The organism is Bradyrhizobium sp., from assembly GCF_049581145.1.
Taxonomy (GTDB): Bacteria; Pseudomonadota; Alphaproteobacteria; order Rhizobiales; family Xanthobacteraceae; genus Bradyrhizobium.
In genome coordinates, this window is the sequence record NZ_JBAURI010000596.1 from 1 (window position 1) to 4,550 (window position 4,550).

At 62.6% G+C, this 4,550-nt stretch carries 4 protein-coding genes; 3 read left to right on the forward strand and 1 reads right to left on the reverse strand.

From position 1 onward, the window contains the following. From WCB02_RS19695 to WCB02_RS19705, 3 genes are all read left to right on the forward strand, one after another. Positions 1 to 509: thiolase C-terminal domain-containing protein (locus WCB02_RS19695; RefSeq protein WP_423960612.1), on the forward strand; the 509-nt coding region annotated here is incomplete at its 5' end. Positions 510 to 615: 106 nt separating this feature from the next. Beyond that, a complete protein-coding gene (locus WCB02_RS19700; RefSeq protein ID WP_423960613.1) occupies positions 616 to 1,530 on the forward strand; it encodes an SDR family NAD(P)-dependent oxidoreductase in 915 nt (304 codons plus the stop codon). Between the two features lie 108 nt (positions 1,531 to 1,638). Continuing rightward, the gene (locus WCB02_RS19705; RefSeq protein WP_423960617.1) at positions 1,639 to 2,790 is read left to right on the forward strand and encodes an SMP-30/gluconolactonase/LRE family protein; all 1,152 of its coding nucleotides are present in this window, start codon (positions 1,639 to 1,641) and stop codon (positions 2,788 to 2,790) included. A gap of 67 nt (positions 2,791 to 2,857) precedes the next feature. Here WCB02_RS19705 and ppc read toward each other — a convergent pair. Beyond that, on the reverse strand, positions 2,858 to 4,550 hold a 1,693-nt coding region (gene ppc / locus WCB02_RS19710), incomplete at its 5' end, for a phosphoenolpyruvate carboxylase (RefSeq protein WP_423960616.1).

The following is a 4,550-nucleotide window of genomic DNA, read 5'->3' on the forward strand; positions in this document are numbered from 1 at the left end:
CCTTGATCCTGACCTCGGCCGACCGCGCCAAGGACTTTCCGACCAGGCCGGTCTACATCCTCGGCACCGGCGAAAGCGTGGAGACGCCGATGGTCAGCCAGATGCAGACTTTCGACTCCTCGCGCGCCTTCAAGGTCGCCGGTCCGCTGGCGTTCAAGGAAGCCGGCATCACGCATGAGGACGTCGATCATCTGATGATCTACGACGCGTTCGCGCATCTGCCGCTCTATGGCCTGGGCGATCTCGGCTTCATGCCGCATGAAGAGACCGGAAAATTCATCGCCGACGGCCACACCCGCCCCGGCGGCAAGCTACCGCTCAACACCAATGGCGGCGGATTGAGTTATATGCACTCCGGCATGTACGGCATGTACGCGCTGCAGGAGAGCGTGCGGCAGATGCGCGGCATCGCGCCGGCGCAGGTGCCGGATGCGAAGATTTCGGTGTGTCACGGGGTCGGTGGCATGTTCGCGGCCTCAGGCACGATCATTTTTACCAACCAGAGATAATGATCCTCGTCATTCCGGGGGTTGCGCAACACGAACCCGGAATCTCCAGATTCCGGGTACGCATCTTCGATGCGCCCCGGAATGACGACAACAACGGAGGAAACAAGTGGCCAGATCACTCGAAGGCAAATCCATCGTCGTTACCGGCGCCGGCCGCGGCATCGGCAAGGAGATCGCGCTGTTGTGCGCCGCCGAGGGCGCCAAGGTCGTGGTCAACGATCCCGGCAGCGCTGCCGACGGTTCGGGAACGAATGCTGCGCCGGCCGAGGAAGTGGTCGAGGAAATCAAGAAGCGTGGCGGCACCGCGATTGCCAATTTCGAGACCGTGGCCGAAGCGATCCCGGCCAGCCGCATCGTCAAGATGGCGGTCGACCATTTCGGCAGGCTCGACGGCGTCGTCAACAATGCCGGCATCCTGCGCGACATGATCTTCCATCGCATGAGCGTGGAGGCCTTCGAGTCCGTCATCAAGGTGCACCTGATGGGCTCGTTCTATGTCTCGCATGCCGCGGCCCGGCTGTTCCGCGAGCAGGAGAGCGGCTCGTTCGTCCACTTCACCTCGACTTCGGGGCTGGTCGGCAATTTCGGCCAGGCCAATTACGCCGCTGCCAAACTCGGCATCGTCGGATTGTCGAAATCGATCGCGCTCGACATGAACCGATTCAACGTGCGCTCGAATTGCGTCTCGCCGTTTGCCTGGAGCCGGCTGATCGGAACCATCCCGACCGAGACGGAGGCCGAGAAGGCGCGCGTTGCGAAGATCCAGCAGATGGGACCGGAGAAGATCGCGCCGCTGGTGGCCTACCTGCTCAGCGACGGTTCCAAGGACGTCACCGGGCAGATCTTTGCGGTGCGAATGAACGAGATATTCCTGATGGGCCAGTCGCGCCCGTTGCGCTCGGTGCACCGCGGCGAAGGCTGGACGCCGCAAACCATTGCCGAGCACGCCATGCCGGCACTCAAGCCGTCGTTCTACAAGCTCGACCGCTCCGCGGACATCTTCAGCTGGGACGCCATTTGAGACCACGGACTTTCAACCTATCTCAGGTTGTTCTCCGAACATCCGCCCGCTTTATGCCGGATTGCGCCAACATGATTGCCTCCCAACAAAAAAATTCGGGAGGAAACCATGACAAATCCACTGACCTTTCTCGACAAACACACGATCGGCCGCCGCAACCTGATCAAGGGTGCCGCGGCACTGGCCGCGACGGCCGTGACCGTCAAGGCAGCCTCTGCTGAGACAGTCGCGCCATTCGGCGAACTGGGCGTCCCGACCTTGTCGACCAATCCGCTACCCCTGGGGCCGCTGCCCGGGAGCCGCTATCCGGATTCCCACCTGGAGTCTGCCCACCCCAAGGTTTCGTTCGGACCTGCCGATTTCCCGGCTTTCGCCGGCACCATGGCGGTTGAGCGGGTGGCGACCGGCATGCGCTGGGCCGAAGGTCCGGTCTACTTCCCGGCGGGGCGCTATGTGCTGTTCAGCGACATCCCAAACAACCGCATCATGCGCTTCTCGGAGGATGACGGCCACCTCAGTGTCTACCGCCAGCCATCGATGAACTCGAATGGCAACACGATCGATCGGGAGGGACGCCTGATCACTTGCGAACACAGCGGCCGGCGGGTGACCCGGACCGAACTCGACGGGTCGATCACCATCATCGCCGACAAGTACAACGGCAAGAAACTGAACTCGCCAAACGACGTGGTTGTCGCTTCCGATGGTTCGATCTGGTTCAGCGATCCCATCTATGGCATCGGCGGCTATTATGAGGGCGTCAAAGCCGAGCCGGAGCAGGAAAAGCACAACGTCTACCGGGTGGATCCGAGATCTGGTGACATCAAGGTGGTCGTCGATGACTTCGTGGAACCCAATGGCATTAGCTTCTCTCCTGACGAGAAGAAGCTCTATGTGATCGACAGCGGCTTCACGGACGGCCCGGACAATCCGTCCCATATCCGCGTGTTCGACGTCGATGTCGGCGCGGGGAAAGTTTCGAACAGCAAAGTCTTTGCGGACATGCCCAAGCCCAGCATTACCGATGGGATGCGCTGCGACCGGGATGGAAACGTCTGGTGCTCCGTGGGTTGGGGCGATCCCAAGGAGGACGGCGTGCGCTGCTATACTGCTGGAGGCGACCTGCTCGGCAAGATCCACATACCCGAAACCGTCCCCAACCTGTGCTTCGGCGGTCAGCAACGCAACAGACTTTACATCTGCGGCTCGACCTCGCTCTATGCCGTCTACACCAGCGCGCAGGGCGCCATGAAACCGTGAGAGGCGAATGACAGTGGCGCCAGTAGCGAATGGAAATCCATTCGCTACTCGCCCTCCACTTCCATCCTCAGCCCGTGTTGCGCAAACCCGCCGAAATGCCGTTGATCGTCAGCTGAATGCCGCGCAGCACCTGCTCGTCCGGGTTCTGCGCGCGATGCTCCTTCAACAGCTCGACCTGCACATGGTTGAGCGGATCGAGATAGGGGAAGCGGTTGCGCACCGAACGCTCCAACAGCGGATTGCCCTGCAGCAGGCGGTCCTGGCCCATGATGTCGAGCAGCGTCTCGATCGCAAGATGCCATTCGCGCCGGATGCGGCCGAAGATTTTCTCGCGCAGCTCATCGTCGGGCACCAGTTCGGCGTAGCGTGAGGCGATCGCGATCGAGCTCTTGGCGAGCACCATGTCCATGTTCGACAGCAGCATGCGGAAGAACGGCCATTCCTGGTAAAGTTCCTTCAGGAACGGCATGCCCTGATCGGGATGCTGCGCGATCCAGCTCTCGACCGCACTGCCGAAGCCGTACCAGCCCGGCAGCATCAGCCGGCACTGCGCCCAGCTGAACACCCAGGGGATCGCGCGCAGATCCTCGATCGCGCGGGTCTTCTTGCGCGAGGCCGGCCGGCTGCCGATGTTCAGGGTCGCGATTTCATTGATCACGGTGGAGGACCAGAAATAATCGACGAAGCCGTCGGTCTCGTAGACCAGGCCGCGATAGGCCTTGAAGGCCAGCGCCGACAATTCGTCCATCGCCGTCAAATATTCGCGCTTGGGCGCGGGCTGCCTTGGATGCAACAGGCTCGCCTCCAAGGTCGCGGCGGCGAGAATTTCCAGATTGCTGCGGCCGACTTCGGCATTGGAATATTTGCTGGAGATGATCTCGCCCTGCTCGGTGATGCGGATCTGGCCGTTCACCGCCCCGCCCGGCTGCGCGATGATCGCGTCATGGCTCGGGCCGCCGCCGCGGCCGACCGAACCGCCGCGGCCGTGGAACAGCCGCAAGCGGACGTGATGGCGCTCGAACACCTCCACCAGGCCGATCTCGGCCTTGTAGAGCTCCCAGCCCGAAGTGACGAAACCGCCGTCCTTGTTGCTGTCGGAATAGCCCAGCATCACTTCCTGCACCGCGCCGCGGCTGTCGACCAGCCTGCGGTAATCGTGCAGCGACAGCATGCGGTCCATGATGCCGCTCGAAGCCTGCAGATCCTCAATGGTTTCGAACAGCGGCACGATATTGATGGCGCTCTTGCCGGAGGGGTTGATGAGACCGACCTCCTTCAGCAGCAGCGCGACCTCCAGCATGTCCGACATGCTCTTGCACATCGAGATGATGCATTGCGGAATGGCGTCGGAGCCGAACTTGGCATGCGCCTCGGCGGCCGCGTGGAACACCGCGAGCTCGCCGAGCGTCTCCTCCGAATATTTCACGAAGCTCGAGGTCAGAGGCCGGGCGTTGCGCAGCTCGCTTGCCAGCAGCGCCACCCGCGCCTCCTCGCCGAGAGCGAGGTACGACATGCCCGGCATCGCCGCGTCCAGAAGCTCGGCGACGGTGCGCTCGTGCACGGCCGAGTTCTGCCGGATGTCGAGACGGGCGAGATGGAAGCCGAAGCAGTCGACGGCGCGGCGCAGCAGCCGCAGCCGGCCGCGCGCGATGACCCGGGCGTTGTTTGCGATCAGCGAACGGTCGAGCACGTCGAGATCGGCCTTGAACTCCTTCACGCTCGCATAGGGCGCCGCCTCACCGACCGGCTGCCGGGTGGTT